General features: G+C 70.5%; 12 protein-coding genes and 2 pseudogenes. 5 read left to right on the top strand and 9 right to left on the bottom strand.

What is annotated here, in order from left to right; genetic code table 11:
* Positions 1-207: 207 nt before the first annotated feature.
* Both rpsT and AB0K67_RS12170 read right to left on the bottom strand, forming a co-directional pair.
* The gene (gene rpsT / locus AB0K67_RS12175; RefSeq protein WP_364057075.1) at positions 208-480 is read right to left on the bottom strand and encodes a 30S ribosomal protein S20; all 273 of its coding nucleotides are present in this window, start codon (positions 478-480) and stop codon (positions 208-210) included.
* A 108-nt stretch (positions 481-588) separates the two neighbouring features.
* Positions 589-1,575, bottom strand: coding sequence for a hypothetical protein (locus AB0K67_RS12170; RefSeq protein WP_364057072.1), 987 nt, complete (start codon positions 1,573-1,575; stop codon positions 589-591).
* 56 nt (positions 1,576-1,631) lie between these two features.
* Here AB0K67_RS12170 and lepA point away from each other — a divergent pair, with 56 nt between their 5' ends.
* Complete coding sequence (gene lepA / locus AB0K67_RS12165) at positions 1,632-3,461, top strand: translation elongation factor 4 (protein ID WP_364057069.1); 1,830 nt, start codon at positions 1,632-1,634, stop codon at positions 3,459-3,461.
* Positions 3,462-3,658: 197 nt separating this feature from the next.
* Entirely contained in the window at positions 3,659-4,150 is a 492-nt protein-coding gene (locus AB0K67_RS12160) for a GNAT family N-acetyltransferase (protein ID WP_364057066.1), read from the top strand.
* 33 nt (positions 4,151-4,183) lie between these two features.
* Here the strand turns inward: AB0K67_RS12160 and AB0K67_RS12155 are convergent, their stop codons facing one another.
* The gene (locus AB0K67_RS12155; protein ID WP_364057063.1) at positions 4,184-5,971 is read right to left on the bottom strand and encodes a DUF6297 family protein; all 1,788 of its coding nucleotides are present in this window, start codon (positions 5,969-5,971) and stop codon (positions 4,184-4,186) included.
* Between the two features lie 455 nt (positions 5,972-6,426).
* A complete protein-coding gene (gene ccmA / locus AB0K67_RS12150) occupies positions 6,427-7,050 on the bottom strand; it encodes a heme ABC exporter ATP-binding protein CcmA (protein WP_364057060.1) in 624 nt (207 codons plus the stop codon).
* A gap of 702 nt (positions 7,051-7,752) precedes the next feature.
* Between ccmA and AB0K67_RS12145 the strand changes: the two genes are divergently transcribed.
* Positions 7,753-8,043 (top strand): hypothetical protein, encoded by a 291-nt coding sequence (locus AB0K67_RS12145; protein WP_364057057.1) that lies wholly within the window; start codon positions 7,753-7,755, stop codon positions 8,041-8,043.
* Here AB0K67_RS12145 and AB0K67_RS12140 read toward each other — a convergent pair.
* The 4 genes and pseudogenes from AB0K67_RS12140 to AB0K67_RS12125 form a co-directional block, all read right to left on the bottom strand.
* Positions 8,030-8,236: pseudogene (locus AB0K67_RS12140) on the bottom strand (response regulator transcription factor); the annotation flags it as partial. The gene AB0K67_RS12145 and the pseudogene AB0K67_RS12140 sit on opposite strands and share 14 nt — an antisense overlap.
* A gap of 657 nt (positions 8,237-8,893) precedes the next feature.
* Positions 8,894-9,226, bottom strand: a pseudogene (locus AB0K67_RS12135) (response regulator transcription factor); the annotation flags it as partial.
* 109 nt (positions 9,227-9,335) lie between these two features.
* Positions 9,336-10,730 (bottom strand): histidine kinase, encoded by a 1,395-nt coding sequence (locus tag AB0K67_RS12130; RefSeq protein WP_364057558.1) that lies wholly within the window; start codon positions 10,728-10,730, stop codon positions 9,336-9,338.
* Positions 10,730-11,218: a hypothetical protein gene (locus AB0K67_RS12125; RefSeq protein ID WP_364057054.1), complete on the bottom strand. Its 489-nt coding sequence runs from the start codon at positions 11,216-11,218 to the stop codon at positions 10,730-10,732. The genes AB0K67_RS12130 and AB0K67_RS12125 overlap by 1 nt, the downstream gene beginning before the upstream one ends.
* 1,219 nt (positions 11,219-12,437) lie before the next feature.
* Between AB0K67_RS12125 and AB0K67_RS12120 the strand changes: the two genes are divergently transcribed.
* Complete coding sequence (locus tag AB0K67_RS12120; protein ID WP_364057555.1) at positions 12,438-12,773, top strand: sigma-70 family RNA polymerase sigma factor; 336 nt, start codon at positions 12,438-12,440, stop codon at positions 12,771-12,773.
* Between the two features lie 67 nt (positions 12,774-12,840).
* Positions 12,841-12,990: a hypothetical protein gene (locus AB0K67_RS12115; protein WP_364057051.1), complete on the top strand. Its 150-nt coding sequence runs from the start codon at positions 12,841-12,843 to the stop codon at positions 12,988-12,990.
* Between the two features lie 12 nt (positions 12,991-13,002).
* On the opposite strand, the gene AB0K67_RS12110 is transcribed toward AB0K67_RS12115, so the two are convergent.
* Positions 13,003-14,253, bottom strand: coding sequence for a glycoside hydrolase family 18 protein (locus AB0K67_RS12110; RefSeq protein ID WP_364057048.1), 1,251 nt, complete (start codon positions 14,251-14,253; stop codon positions 13,003-13,005).
* Positions 14,254-14,536 lie beyond the last annotated feature (283 nt).

Here is a 14,536-nt window from a genome sequence, read left to right as displayed (position 1 = left end):
CGTCCCCCTTTGCACTGTTTAGTGCACCCTCGGGGATATCGCAGGTGAGCGGCAAGGTGATCTCTGCAACGGTGATGCACCCGATACGGCCGTGTGATATCGAAACCGTGACAAAACGACGGCGTAAATGACAAAAACGCCGCACTCCCGGCGAATGGAGTACGGCGTTCAGAGGCCGGTGCCGTCGCCGATGCGACGGCACCGTTACTACTTGGCGGAAGCCAGGGCCGCGGCCTGCTTGGCGATCGCGGACTTGCGGTTGGCCGCCTGGTTCTTGTGGATGACACCCTTGCTGACGGCTTTGTCGAGCTGGCGCGCGGCGGCCCGCTGCAGGGCCACGGCCTTCTCGACGTCACCCTGCTCGGCCGCCTCGCGGAACTTGCGGATGGCCGTCTTCAGAGACGATTTGACCGCCTTGTTGCGCAGGCGAGCCTTCTCGTTCTGCTTGTTGCGCTTGATCTGGGACTTGATGTTCGCCACGAAGAAGCCTCGGTGAAAGTCTGAGTGATGGATGGGGCGCGCGGGCTCGAGAGAGGGCGCGCCACACGCAGTTAGCCAGGTTACCAATACTCAAGGCGGCTGCTCAAATCAACGCCATCGTGTCATGTACTCGCGCCAATCCTCTTCCGTCGCGGCGAAGTCGACGTAGAGCGCCAGGCCGAACCGCTCGCGCCTGCCGTGGTCGGTGAGCGCGAGCCCGGCGCCCTCCGCGGCCATCGCCACGCTCTCGGCGGCGTCCAGCCAGGGCGCGCCGTGGTCATGGTAGGCGGGCGCGCCGATGTAGAGCGCCTTGTCCTCCGGCACCAGGTCGAGCGCCAGCCGGGCCTGGCGGGCGACGTGGCCGCCGTACAGGGACTGGGCGGGCAGGTACGAGTCGTACGTCATGACCGCCACCTGGTCCACCCGCGCCACGACCTGCTCGAAGAAGCCCTGAGACCAGTACTTGTCGTGGCCGATCGCGGCCCTGGCGGCCAGGCGCAGGCCGGGATAGGGCTCGATCTGCGGCGTCGAGGCCGACAGCAGGCCGGTGTGCCGCCTGGTCTGCTCCAGCAGGTCGAGGAAGTCGGTGTCGCCGTCGCCGATGGGCTCGAAGTTGTAGTGGATGCCGTCGAAGCCCTGCTTCATGATGGCGGCGACGCCGGACAGGACGTTCGCGCGGGCGCGGGGGTCGTCGAGGTCGAGGAAGCCGTCCACCCGCTGGCCGAGCCAGGCGGAGATGCGGATGCCGGGAGCGTGCTCACGCAGCCACTTCACGAAATTTCCGGCGTTGGGGTATTTGGCGGGGTCTAAGCGGCCGTCCGTCTCGAACGGGCCGGAGTGGACGTACACGTCCTTGATGCCCGTCGTCTTGAGCCGCGCCGCGAGCTGCTCGACGTCGCGCTCGGTACGGCGGCCGTCCACCCAGGCATGCCCCAGCCACAGGGCGTCGTTGCCGGTGCTCTTCGCCCAGGCCGCCGGTGCACCGGTAAACTGAAGCCGGAGCGCTGCGGCTAAGACGCCCGCCAGCGCGACCACGACGGCCAAGGCAAGCGCGAGCAGGCGCAGGCCGCGGCGGATGACGGTTCGGGTAATCACCCGGGCATGTCACCATGGAAGACTGCTTGACCTCAACCCTGTCGAAACGGACTTCGGTGCGCACTCAGCCTGGCCAGACCGACCCCGCGTTGATTCGCAACTTCTGCATCATCGCGCATATCGACCACGGCAAGTCGACCCTTGCCGACCGGATGCTGCAGATCACCGGCGTGGTCGACGACCGCACGATGCGGGCCCAATACCTCGACAGGATGGACATCGAGCGCGAACGCGGCATCACGATCAAGTCGCAGGCCGTGCGGCTGCCGTGGAACGGCCACGTGCTCAACATGATCGACACGCCCGGCCACGTCGACTTCACCTACGAGGTCTCGCGGTCGCTGCAGGCGTGCGAGGGCGCGATCCTGCTGGTCGACGCCGCCCAGGGCATCGAGGCGCAGACGCTGGCCAACCTCTACCTGGCCATGAACGCCGACCTGCACATCATCCCGGTCCTCAACAAGATCGACCTGCCCGCGGCGCAGCCGGAGAAGTTCGCCGAAGAACTGGCCGGCCTCATCGGGTGCGACCCCTCCGACGTGCTCAAGGTGTCGGGCAAGACCGGCGAGGGCGTGCGCGAGCTGCTCGACCACGTGGTGGAGGCGGTGCCCGCACCCGTCGGCGACGCCGACGCGGCGGCCAGGGCGCTCATCTTCGACTCCGTCTACGACACCTACCGGGGTGTGGTGACGTACGTCAGGGTCGTCGACGGCCATCTGAGCAAGCGCGAGCGCATCCTCATGATGTCCACCAACGCCACCCACGAGACGCTGGAGATCGGCGTCATCTCGCCCGAGCCCCAGCCCGCCGAGCTCGGGCTCGGCGTGGGCGAGGTGGGCTACCTCATCACCGGCGTGAAGGACGTCCGCCAGTCGCGGGTCGGCGACACCGTGACCTCGGCCGCGCGGCCCGCCGACGAGATGCTGGCCGGCTACGAGCACCCCAAGCCGATGGTGTTCTCCGGCCTCTATCCGATCGACGGCGACGAATACCCGGAGCTGCGCGAGGCGCTCGACAAGCTTCAGCTCAACGACGCCGCGCTGATCTACGAGCCGGAGACGTCGGCGGCGCTCGGCTTCGGCTTCCGCGTCGGCTTCCTCGGGCTGCTGCACATGGAGATCGTGCGCGAACGGCTGGAGCGCGAGTTCGGCCTGTCGCTGATCTCCACCGCGCCCAACGTCATCTACCGCGTGGTGATGGAGGACGGCAAGGAGTTCACGGTCACCAACCCCTCCGAGTTCCCCTCGGGCGGGAAGATCGCGCAGGTCTTCGAGCCGGTCACCAAGTCCACGATCCTCGCGCCGGCCGAGTTCATCGGCGCGATCATGGAGATCTGCCAGGGGCGGCGCGGCCAGCTCCTCGGCATGGACTACCTGTCCGAAGACCGCGTCGAGATCCGCTACACGCTGCCGCTCGGCGAGATCATCTTCGACTTCTTCGATCAGCTCAAGTCGCGCACCCGCGGCTACGCCTCGCTCGACTACGAGCCGGCGGGCGAGCAGGAGGCCGACCTGGTCAAGGTCGACATCCTGCTGCAGGGCGAGGCGGTCGACGCCTTCAGCGCCATCGTCCACAAGGACAAGGCGTACGCGTACGGCGTCGACATGGCCAAGAAGCTCCGCGAGCTGATTCCCCGGCAGCAGTTCGAGGTGCCCATCCAGGCGGCCATCGGGGCACGGGTCATCGCGCGCGAGAACATCAGGGCCATCCGCAAGGACGTTCTCGCCAAGTGCTACGGCGGTGACATCTCGCGTAAGCGGAAGCTGCTGGAGAAGCAGAAGGAAGGCAAGAAGCGGATGAAGATGGTCGGCCGGGTCGAGGTGCCTCAGGAGGCCTTCGTCGCCGCGCTGTCCACCGACTCCAGCGCCGACAAGCCCAAGAAGTAGGGGACTCGCCGGGGCTCGGTCGCCTTTTGTCGGGGCTGTGACGCTCTTTGCTGGGCTCCTGAGCCCTTTGCCGGGGTCTGGGGCGCTTTGCTGGGCTCCTGAGCCCTTCGCCCGGGGTCTGGGGCGCCTCGCTAGGCCTCGGCGCCCTTTGTCGGGGTTCGTGCCGCCCGCCGAGCCCGGCGAAATACCCTGAATGCATGGAAGTGGTGCAGACGGCGCGTATGGTCCTTTCCCGGGTGACGGCTGACGACCTGGACGCCGTACACGAGATCCACTCCGACCCGCGCACCAGCGTCTACCACCCCAGCGGCCCCATCACCGACATCGAGTCCAGCCGTGCCATGCTCGGCCTGTGGCTCGACGACTGGGACGAGCGCGGCCTCGGCTACTGGGCCGCCCGGCCCCACGACTCGCAGCACGTACTCGGCTTCGGCGGGCTGCGCCACGCCGTGGTGGACGACCGGCACGTGCTCAACCTCTACTACCGCTTCCGCCCGTCCGCGTGGGGGCACGGCTACGCACTCGAACTCGTCCGCGCCGCCCTCGACGTGGGCAAGGGACTGGGGACGGTGGTCGCGGTCATCCGCGACATCAACGAACCGTCCCGCAGGGTCGCCGAGCGGGCCGGGATGCGCAGGGAGCGCACGATCCCGTACGGCGGCGTGCCCAGCGACCTGTACGTGGCCTGACCGATTTCCGCACCGCTTGATGTGTGACGGCGCTCATCGGGACCGGGTGCGCCGGACGTAGGCCGCCAGCACCACCGCGCCCCAGACGGCCTGGACGGCGAGGCAGGTGGCCAGAGGAACGCCTGGGGAGGTCAGCGCGACCAGGGCGGGCAGGCTGCCGGCCAGGGCCAGATCCGGCCCCGTCGCCGCCCACTTCAGCGGCCCGGTGGGGATAGCGCCGCCCGGCGTCTCGATGACCGGCATCGTGTGATCGACCGGCTCACGCCTGGCCATCCGCAGCGCCCCGGCGGCCAGGGCGGGCCCGACCAGCGGCCCGAACAACCACGCCGTACCGACCGGCAAGGCCTGACCCGCTGCGGCGCCCACGCCTTCGCCTAGGAGCGCGCCCGAGGATCCGCTCAGAGCGACGCCGACCGCATCTCCGGCGAAGACGGCCGCGTCACCCGAGAAGACGGCCGAGTCGCCCGCGAAGACGGCTGTGTCACCTGCGAAGACGGTCGAGTCACCTGTGGCGACGGCTGTGTCACCCGCGAAGACGGCTGCGGCATCGGCCGCCGCCGGGACGCTCGCCGCCTGCAGGCTCATCAGCAGCAGGGCCAACGCCGTCCAGACGCCGCTCAGCAGGGCGGGCAGCACTGCGCGGGCGGCCAGCGTCGCGCGGAACGGCGTTCCGATGAGCCTGGCCAGAGCCGGGTTGTCGGCGTCCCGCCGGGCACCCGAAGTGGCGGTCGCGGCCACGGCGAGACCGCCCATCAGCACCGCGATCGCGAGCACCGCCACAGGAGCGCCCGCCTGACCCAGGATCGCGGGCGGCACCGCCGTACCCGCGATCAGCGCGAGCCGTCCCGGCCTGCGTGCCAGCCGCCGCCAGTCCTGCCAGGCGAGCGCGAGCGGCGCCGGCAGCACGGGCCAGCGGCGGGAGGTGAGCTTCCTGGCCCGCCAGTGGTTGTCCTCGGCGATCCAGGTGAGCGTGCTCGGGTCGAGCGACGTGGTGGCGTTCGCGACGTGCCCGGCGCGGGTGGAGGCGGCCAGGAGCGTACGGGCGGGGATGCGGTCGAGCGAACGCCACGCGTGCCGGGCCAGTAGCCCCGCCCCCACGACCGCCCCGGCCGCGGCGGCGGCCAGCGCCGCAAGGGGTGCGTGCGCGACCGTGGTGAGCACCGTACGCAACTGACCTGTCACCGCCACCACTGCCAGCACCAGCAGCGCGGCCATCACCCCGGTCAGCCACAGCTGCCACGCCTGCACCTGCCCGAGCCGCCACGACCGAGCCGTCTGCCCAAGCCGTCCCGGCTGTACCGCCGCCTGCCCGAACCGCTCCGGCTGGTCGGCCTGGCCGAGCACCGCCAGCGCCGTACCGCCCACGGTCGCCGCCACGCCCAGCACCAGCGCGGCGAGCACCCGCCACACGAGCTGATCGGGCGCGCCCAGCACCGCTGCCAGCCCCACCCCGAACAGCAGACCCGCCGCCAGCACCACCAAGCCCAGCGTCCTGACCGGACGGGCGAGCAGATGCCGCCGGCTCAGCGGGGAGAGCAGCAGCCAGGACGCGTCAGGGGCCGACATCGCCACCGGCCCCGCCGCGCGCGCACCCGCCAGGAACCCGCACAGGGCGAGCGTGAGCAGCGCCACCCCCGCTCCCATGCGGTCGGGATCGACCGGCTCGGCCAGCCCCGCGAGCACCCCCGCCAGCGGCTGCCCCAGGACCACGATGGCCATGAGCAGGCAGAACCCGGAGACGTAACGGTCGAGCAGGCTGGCGGGCGCGGGGCCGCGGGAGCGCAGATACGCCCGGACGGCCCGTACACCGATCTCGGTCATCGGATGGTCCTCGGTGGGGTGGCGGCGGGGTGGACGTCAGGTGGAACGGCTGCGGGAACGGGCACGCTCCGGCCCCGTTGTTGTGGCGTGGGACGGCCTTCGCCGTGTCGTGAACCGACGCCGTGGAGCCGGCCTTCGCCGTGTCGTGAACCGACGCCGTGGAGCCGGCCTTCGCCGTGTCGTGAACTGACGCCGTGGGGACGGCCTGCCGAGCTGCCCGCGCCAGGACGGTACCCGAGGGCTGCCGTGCACGTCGGAAGGCTCATCGAGATGCCCGTGCGTTGGCGGACGGCCGAGACGCCGATGCGGGAAGGCAGGAGATCGCAGGTGATGCGGGGTGGCGGAGACATGTGGCTGTGATGGGGCCGGTCATGCGTGGACGTCCGATGCAGGAACGCGGTCGTGTCCGGTCATGCCGCGGACGCTCGACGGGAGAACGCGGCGCTTGCGGCCGGTCATGCGGGGATGCCCGATGGGAGGATGCGACGGCCGTGGTCGGCCAGATCCTGGTCGTGGGTGGCCAGGACCACGGTGCCGCCTTCGGCGGCGTACTCGTCGAGCAGGTCGGCCAGAGCGGCGCGGAACTGAGCGTCGAGGCCGCGTTCCGGCTCGTCGAGAAGCAGCAACGAGCTCGGTCTGAGCAGCGCGGCGGCCAGGGCGAGGCGCTGACGCTGGCCGGTCGAAAGGTTCAGCGGGGCGGCGTCCGCCCGCTCCACCAGCGCGAACGTCTCCAGCGCCGCGTCCACGGTCATGCGTGCGGCAGTGTGCACGGCGCCCATCAGCTCCAGGTGCTCGCGCGCGGTGAGCCCCGGATACCAGGCGGGCTCATCGCTCAACAGCGCCACGCGGCCCCAGAAGCGTGCATCGTCGGCCGGGGCCTCCCCGAACACGCGTACCTCACCGGCGGTGGCAGGCTGCAACCCGGCCAGGCAGCGCAGCAGAGTGGACTTGCCGGAACCGTTCGGCCCCACCACCGCCACGATCTCACCCGGCGCGACGGTGAAGGACAGGTCACGCAGTACGGGGTTGCCCCCGAGCTCGACCGTGAGGGAATCGACGCTGATGAGGGGGTCTGACACGGTTCGAGGCTAACCGGTCGGCGATGTGATCGCGTGTCGGCCCGTGTCGCCTGGAGAGAGGCGGACACGAGAGCTGTGCGACCGGCGGTGGGGCCTGCTGATCGTCCGGCCTGTTGCCGAGCGGAGCGAGGCGGTGTGGTCGTCTGACGGCGCGAGATGGCTTGGCGGCCAGATCGATGTGAGGCGGTTTGGCTGCCCGGCCGCGCCGAGTCCTGCTGGTCGCTGGGCCCGTTGCTGAGCGGAGCGAGGCGGCGTGGTCGCTGGACGATGTGAGGCGCTTGACCGCCCGGCCACGCCTGGTGCTCGGTTGTCCCGCACGCGAGGGGCCTCGCCCGGCCGTGCGCAGCCGGATGCCTGGGCGGGCGCCGGTCTGGCCGCGTGGCTGAAGACCAGGCGCGCGCCGTGGCCGGTGCCCGGGCCGAGCTCCCAGCGTACGGTCCCGCCGTCGTGGGCGCCGTAAGTCGGCTCGCCTGCTCGGCCATACCGATTGCTTCGCCGTACCGATTGCTTGGTTGCCGGACGGCGTGAGGTGGTGCGGCTGCCCGCCCGATCACCCGGCCGCGCCGGTTGTTTGGGTGCCCGCTGCAGGGCCGATTTTGTCGGTGGCGTCGTCTACCTTTCATTCTCCGAACACCTGTGCGACTGGAGGGTGACGTGATTGCTTCTGAGCGTTTCGAGCGTGCAGCCGTTCTAGGGGTTGCCGTGGCTGAGGAGACTCGACGGCTGCTGAGGCGCCACGTGGGTGAGGCCGAAGAGGCGGCCGACGGCACTGTGCTGGTCGATGTCCCCTATCCGGATGCGGCGGTGGTGGCGATGTTGCTCGACGTGGCGGCCGAGTGTTTCGGCGAGCGTGGCGGCTCGGTCGAGGAGACCCGGCAGGCGGCCCTTGAGACCCTCTTACAGCTCGCCGGGTTCGACGAGGAGTCCCAGCTCAACGGCGGGTCCGGCGAGAAGCTCGGCGAGCGGCAGCAAGGGGGCCTCAGCCAGGGGTGACGAGGCTGTGGCGGTAGGCGTACGTGACTGCCTGGGCGCGATCCCTCAGCCTCGCCTTGGCGAACAGGTTGTTGATGTGCGTCTTCACGGTGGCTTCCGTGATGAAGAGCCGGGCGGCGATCTCGGCGTTCGACAGCCCCTCGGCGATGAGCATCAGCACCTCGCCCTCGCGTGGCGTCAGGCCGTCGGGTAGGGAGACGTCGCTCCGCCGGGCCCGTCGTCCGGCGGAACGCTGCCGGTGCTGGGCCGGAGGCGCGTCGGAGGGCCGTCCGTCCGCGCTGGCGAGCCGTGCATCCGAGTTAGAGACCGGTACATCTGGGCCGGGAGGGCGTATCCCTGCAATCTGCGCGTCTGAAAGGCCCGTCCCCGAAGAGGGCGCGGGTGACGGGTGGACCCCGAAGCCCGTCGGACCCGTGCCCGCTGAGCCCGCGCCTGCCGAGCCCGCATCTGCCGGGCCCGCATCTGCCGGGCCCGCTTCCGCCGGGCGCGCATGTGAGGCGTGCGGGTCGGCAGGGCGCGCCCCCGAACCGTGCACGTCCCAGCGGCGCATGTCCGGGCGACGCACGTTCGACACGGGCTCGTCGGGGCCCACGCCTGGACCCGACGTGTCGGAAGAGGCGACGCCAGGAGGAAGCACATCAGGACCAGAGCCGTCGGAAAGCGACGCGCCGGCAGGAAGGGTGTCAGGAGTCGGTGGTGCGGCGGGGGAGGAACCGGCAGGAGGAGACGCGATGGAAGAAGGCGTAGTGGACAGCGATGAGGTGGGCTGGGACATGGTGTCCAGAAGACGGCGCTGCACGGTGGGGTCGAGCTGGGCGTCGCCGCGCATGACGGTGGCGATGGCCTTGGCGATGTCCTCGGCCTCGGCGTCTTTGGTGAGGAAGCCACGCGCGCCTGCCCGGAGTGCGGCGAAGACCGACTCGTCATCCGAGTACGTGGTCAGCACCACGACCTGCGTGCCGGGATGGGCGGCACGGATCCGGCGAGTTGCCTCCACGCCGTCCATGCGAGGCATGCGCAGATCCATGAGGACCACGTCCGGCCGTTCCGACTCGACCAGCCGTAGAGCCGCCTCGCCGTCGCCCGCCGCGCCGACCACCTCGATGCCGGGCAGCAGGCCGAGCAGCAGCACCAGCCCCTCCCGCACCACGGCCTGGTCATCGGCGACGACCACCCTGGTCATCCGGCCACCTCCCAAACCATCGCAGCCGAGCAAACGCCCCGTCCTTCGCTGGCTGGAGTGGGGTCAGCGTCACGTGCCAAGGCAGGGGCGGGAGGGATGGTCGGTGCGGTCATGCCGGAACCCTGAGGTGGACCGTGAATCCTTGGTCGTCGGCGCCTGCCGTGAGGGTGCCGCCGAGGAGTTCGGCGCGTTCACGCATGCCGATGAGGCCGTGACCGCCGCCCAGCGACCGATGCTCGGCCGCCGCTTCCGCCGCTTCCGCCGCTTCCGCCGGTTCGCTGAGCGTGCGGCGCCTCGCTGAGGAGCCGTCCGGTGATTGGCCCTCGGCTGGGGCCACGATCGGTGAGTAGCGCTGGGGGGAGGGGCTGCTCGGTGAAGGGTGCTCGGATGCGGCGTTCGGAGAGGGGTGCTGGGTGGTGGTGTCCGGTGAGGGGCGCTCAGGGGAGGCGTCTAGCAGAGGGTGTTGCCGAGCGGCCTGGTGCTCGGGTGCGGTGTCTAGCGAGGAGTGCCGGCTAGTGGCGTGGTCTGGCGATGGGCGCTCGGGTGGGGTGACGGTTGGGGGTGGGTTGGTGATGCGGAGGTCGCACCAGGTGGGGGAGAAGGTGAGGTCGATGGTGGCGGGGGCGCCGGGGGCGTGGCGGCGGATGTTCGTGAGGGCTTCCTGCGCGGTGCGGGTCAGGGCCAGCTCGGCCTCCGGGGTGAGGCGGCGTTCGGGGCCGGAGATGCGCAGCGTGCAGGACAGGTGGGTGGTGCTCTCGAACTCCTCCTTGAGCCGCCGCAGGGCGGTGGGCAGCTCCGGCGGGTCCTCGCGCAGGGCGGCCACCGCGCGCCTGGCCTCCTCCAGGCCCGACTTGGCGAGGTCGCGGGCGCGTACGACGCGGTCGAGCGCCTCCTCGGTACGTTCGGCACGCAGCAGCAGCTTGGCGCCCTCCAGGTGGACGAGCTGGGCGGACAGGGAGTGGGCGAGGATGTCGTGGAGTTCCCTGGCGATCCTGGCCCGCTCGGCGAGCACGGCTTCCCTGGCCTCGGCCTGCCTGATGGCCTTGCGCTGCCCGGCGGCGTACGTGATCAGGAAGACCAGGCTGGTGCTGAACGCGAGGGTCAGGTTCTTCGAGACGTCACCGGTGATCGCGCCCGTCACGAGCAGGGCGACGATCGCCGTCAGGGCGATCACCAGCGACTTCTGGAGAGGCAGGCGGCTGGTGGCGGCCACGACGCAGGCGAGCACGACGAGGGCGGCGGCGCCGTTCGGGATCATGTCGTGCAGGACGGCGGCGATGACCGTGGCGACGGCGAGGGCGACCGTCGGGAGGGGCGTGTCCGCCGAGCTCCGGCCGGCGACTCTGAAGGGGAGCAGGGCCAGGGCGAGGGCGAGCACCAGGGCGCAGCCCAAGATGATGCCCGGCGGGCCTGCGGTGAGCGCGGTCCGGGCCTGGGCCGCGCTGACCAGCACGATCGCGACCAGCCGCAGGATGCGGGGGGAGGGTCTGGGCGAAACGTGCATCACCGTTCGACGGTATAGGACCCGGTACCGGAACCGAAAAGCGCACGTCCCCGAGACGACACCACCAGCGACTGCGTGGCCAGGGTCAGGCCGACGAAGACCATGATGCCGCCGGCTGCGACGGTCAGGCCCATGGCGCTGCCGGCGAACTGCTCGGCCACGCGTACCGCGATCGAGGCCAGCCAGGCCAGCAGGGTCCAGCCGGTGCCCTTCGACCAGGCGACTCCCTTGGCGTCGGCCCAGATGCGTACGGTCATCGCGCGCAGGACCCCGAGCCCTACGGCGGTCACCACTTCGATGGCGAGCATGAAGACGCTGGGGCCGAGGTAGTCGGAGTCGAGGACGCCGCCCGAGACGAGGCCGAACACGATCAGGGCGAGCGAGATGTAGAGGACGGCCGAGCGGTCGGCTGGGCGGGTCTTGAACTGGCGGTAGATGGCGTAGGCGAGGACGAGGACGATCAGCAGGGGTGTGACAGCGGAATTCATGTCACGTGACGGTAGGGACGGGGTCGGCGACGCGGATCGACCTGCGGGTTGAGGTTCGTGCATCTCCACCCGGGGGTGGAGATGTTCCCGACGTTCCTGGTCTTCCTGACGATCCTGATGTGTCGGTTCAGTGTCGGGCTTCCTGCTCGGTGTCGCCGGTGTCGGGCTCCCTGTTCGGTGTCGCCGGTGTCGGCTTTCTGTCCGGCTCGCCGGTGTCGGCTTTGTCCGGTGTCCGGCCCGAGGTCGGGCTTCCTGTCCGGTGTCGGGCTTCCGGTCCGAGGTCGGACTTCCGGCTCGGGGCGGGCTCTCTTGTGGGCAGGTTTGGCGGTTGGCGGTCGGTGGTGGCGGTTGGCGGCTGGTGAGTGGTTGGTCGGCGGTCGGTGGTGGCGGTTGGCGGCTGGTGAGTGGTTGGTCGGCGGTCGGTGGTGGCGGTCGGCGGCTGGTGAGTGGCTGGTCGGCGGACGGTGGGGTGGGTGGTGGTGGCTGGTGTCGGGGTGGAGGTGGCTGCGAGAGGCTGGACCTGGTGGGCTGCGCTCGCCCGACGTCGCCTCCCGGGACTGCACCGCACCTGTCAGGAGCGCGTCTCGGGAGTCGCGCCCGCTGGCGTGGCGTCCCGTGGGCCGCGCCCACCACGGCGTCCGTAGCCCCCGGCCGTGCACGCCGGGGCCGTCCACGATGGTGCGGACTGGTGCTGGTGCTGGTGCCGGTGCCGGTGGGGCTGAGGGCGCGGTGCTCCCAGCCCGGGCGTGGCGCTCCTGGGTGCGGGGTGCTCCGTGGGTGCGGGGTGCTTCGCTCCGCTTGACGTGTCTCCCCGACCAGCCGGGGTTCGGCCGGGTGGAGGTGTCTGAAGTGGGGCTGTCGGGCTCGGTGGGGAGCCACTTCTCAGTCCGGAACGTGGACGGTTGGGTCGGGTGGGGGACGCCTTTCGGCCGGAGCGGGACGTTGGGGCGGGCGGGGTGCCCCCATCTTGGTCCGGAATAGCGGTCCTTCGGGGTAGGGCGCGTCGTCTTTGCCGGGGTGGTGGTCGATCGAGGGTGGGGCGCGGCGTCTTTTCAGGGAGCGGCCGTTCGAAGGCGGAGGGAGGGGTGTGGCCTCTTAGGCCGGGCAGGGGCAGTTGGCGAGCAGGGGTGCTGGGGATTGGCTTTTGGGAGGGTGTGACCATTGCGGGGTCGATGGCGTCTGTATGTGACATGACCATCGAAACCGTTCGGAGGGCGACATCATCGAGGAGCTCTACCGCGAGCACTGGCCGCTCGTGTGCGGGTTTCTACTGCGCAGGACCCGCGACCCGCATCTCGCCGAAGAGCTGGCGCAGGAGACGTTCGTCAAGGCGACCAGGGCGCTGCTCGGCTGGCGCGGCGGGAACGCGGCCGCGTGGTTGCTCACAATCGCCCGTAATGTCCTGCTCGACCACGTACGGAGGAACCGCCGCGAGCTGGAGCTTCCCAGCCCCGACGAGCTGGGCGTGCCCCCGCTGCACGTCGCGGCGATGGACGTGCGCGACGCGCTGGAGCGGCTGCCCGAACAGCAGCGCCGGCTGCTCACGGTTCCGTAGCCGGGTCGGCCTGCTGCGCGACCACGACGACGCCAACCTGCGCTCGTTCGACCTGAGCCTCAAGCGGTTGCGCGAGGCGGCGCGAGCCGGGCTCGCCCACGCTTACGTGGACGGCCTCAGCTCAGTCCGCAATCTGCGCGAACTGCTCAAGGACCCGCGGGTGCGGACGATCCGGCTCGCCGATGTGGCGTTCGACCTGGACAGCCCGCACCCGTGACGGCCGGGGCGGTCAGCGGAGCACGGTGTAGAGGGCCGAGGTGAGCGAGGCGCGGGCGTCGTCCTGGTCGATCGACCACAGCATCGCCCCGCCGAGCCCCTTCAGCCGGATGTAGGCCGCCTTCTGCAGCATCACGGCCGGGTCGTCGTACGACCAGAACTCGTTGCCGTCGTACAGCCACAGCGCGCCGGTGCCCAGGTCGCGGTGGCGCTTGCCGGGCTTGTTCACCAGATCCTTATAGTCCTCGACACCGTCGGCCCACCTGCCGGGGGCGGCGCCGGTGGCGGGCTGGTAGAGGCCCTTGCCGCGGGCGGGGACCCCGGTCCAGCCCTGCCCGTACGCGGGGACGCCCACCACGAGCTTGCGGGCGGGCGCGCCGCGGGTGAGGTAGTCGCGTACGGTCTGGTCCACGCTGTACTTGACCGGGCTCGGGTCGCGGCGGTCGGTGAACAGGTTGGCGTGGTGCGCGGTCTGCTGCTCCCAGGTGCCGTGTAGGTCGTAGCCCTGGAGGGTGGCAAAGTCGAGGTGCTTGAAGACCTCGCGTACCTCGAAGCCCGCGTCGATCTTGGCGGCGGCGGCCGGGAGGAACGCGGTGAGCTGCGCCTTACGGTCGAACGCGGTGAGCTGGCGGCGCAGCTCGGCCACGAACAGCGTGAAGTTGCGCTTGTCCTCGGGCCTGACCACGTTGCCTTCGGCGCCGGCCGAGCCCGGCCATTCCCAGTCGAGGTCGATGCCGTCGAAGATGCCGGCGGCCGCGCCGGGCTCGAGGCCGGGCAGGTTGCCGCGCAGCCACATGTCGATGCAGGAACGGGCGAGTGCGGAGCGCCGCTCGGGGGTGAGGACGGCGTCGGAGAAGGACGCAGAGCCGGTCCAGCCGCCCAGCGAGATCATCACCTTGAGGTGGGGGTGCTTGGCCTTGAGCTTGCGGAGCTGGTTGAGGTTGCCGTTGAGCGCCTGTCCGGGCTCGTCGGCGACGCCGTCGACGCTCTGCTCGGCCGGTACGGGGCGCTGCCAGTCGGCCCACGGGTCGGAGGAGTAGCAGGTGGCGTCGGCGCTCACGAAACCGAACGCGTAGTTGAGGTGGGTGAGCTTGGCGGCGGCCCCGGTGGTGTGCACGTCTTTGACGTGGTAGTCGCGCCCGTAGACGCCCCATTGGATGAAGTACGCGACCCGGTTGAACCCGGCGGCGCGGGCCTCTGCCGGTACGGAGATCAGCGTGAGGCCGAGTAAGAGTGACACTGCGATGAGGATCTTCTTCTTCACGGGGCCGCTCCCGGACGCCTACAAATAGGAAACTTTCCTATAAGTTGAACGCGATCGTAGAGCGGCCCCTCGCCGACGTCAACGACCCTCGTCGCCGCCTCGGCGAGGGCTGGCTTGCTTGTGTGTCTCGCTGGTGGGAAAGGCGTCGATACCTGTGGCGGATCCGGGCAATCGACTCTTGCGCGTGAGGCGCGGGGACGAGCGGGTGGTGGGTGTGGCGCGTGCTGCCACGGCGGCGGCAACTCCTGCGCGGCGTGGGTGCGAGCACGGCGGGCGCGGCTCC

This window comes from Nonomuraea sp. NPDC052634 (genome assembly GCF_040678535.1).
GTDB classification, from domain to species: domain Bacteria; phylum Actinomycetota; class Actinomycetes; order Streptosporangiales; family Streptosporangiaceae; genus Nonomuraea; species Nonomuraea fastidiosa.
The sequence above is the reverse complement of the archived record's forward strand: the minus strand, read 5'-3'. Positions and strand labels throughout refer to the sequence as shown.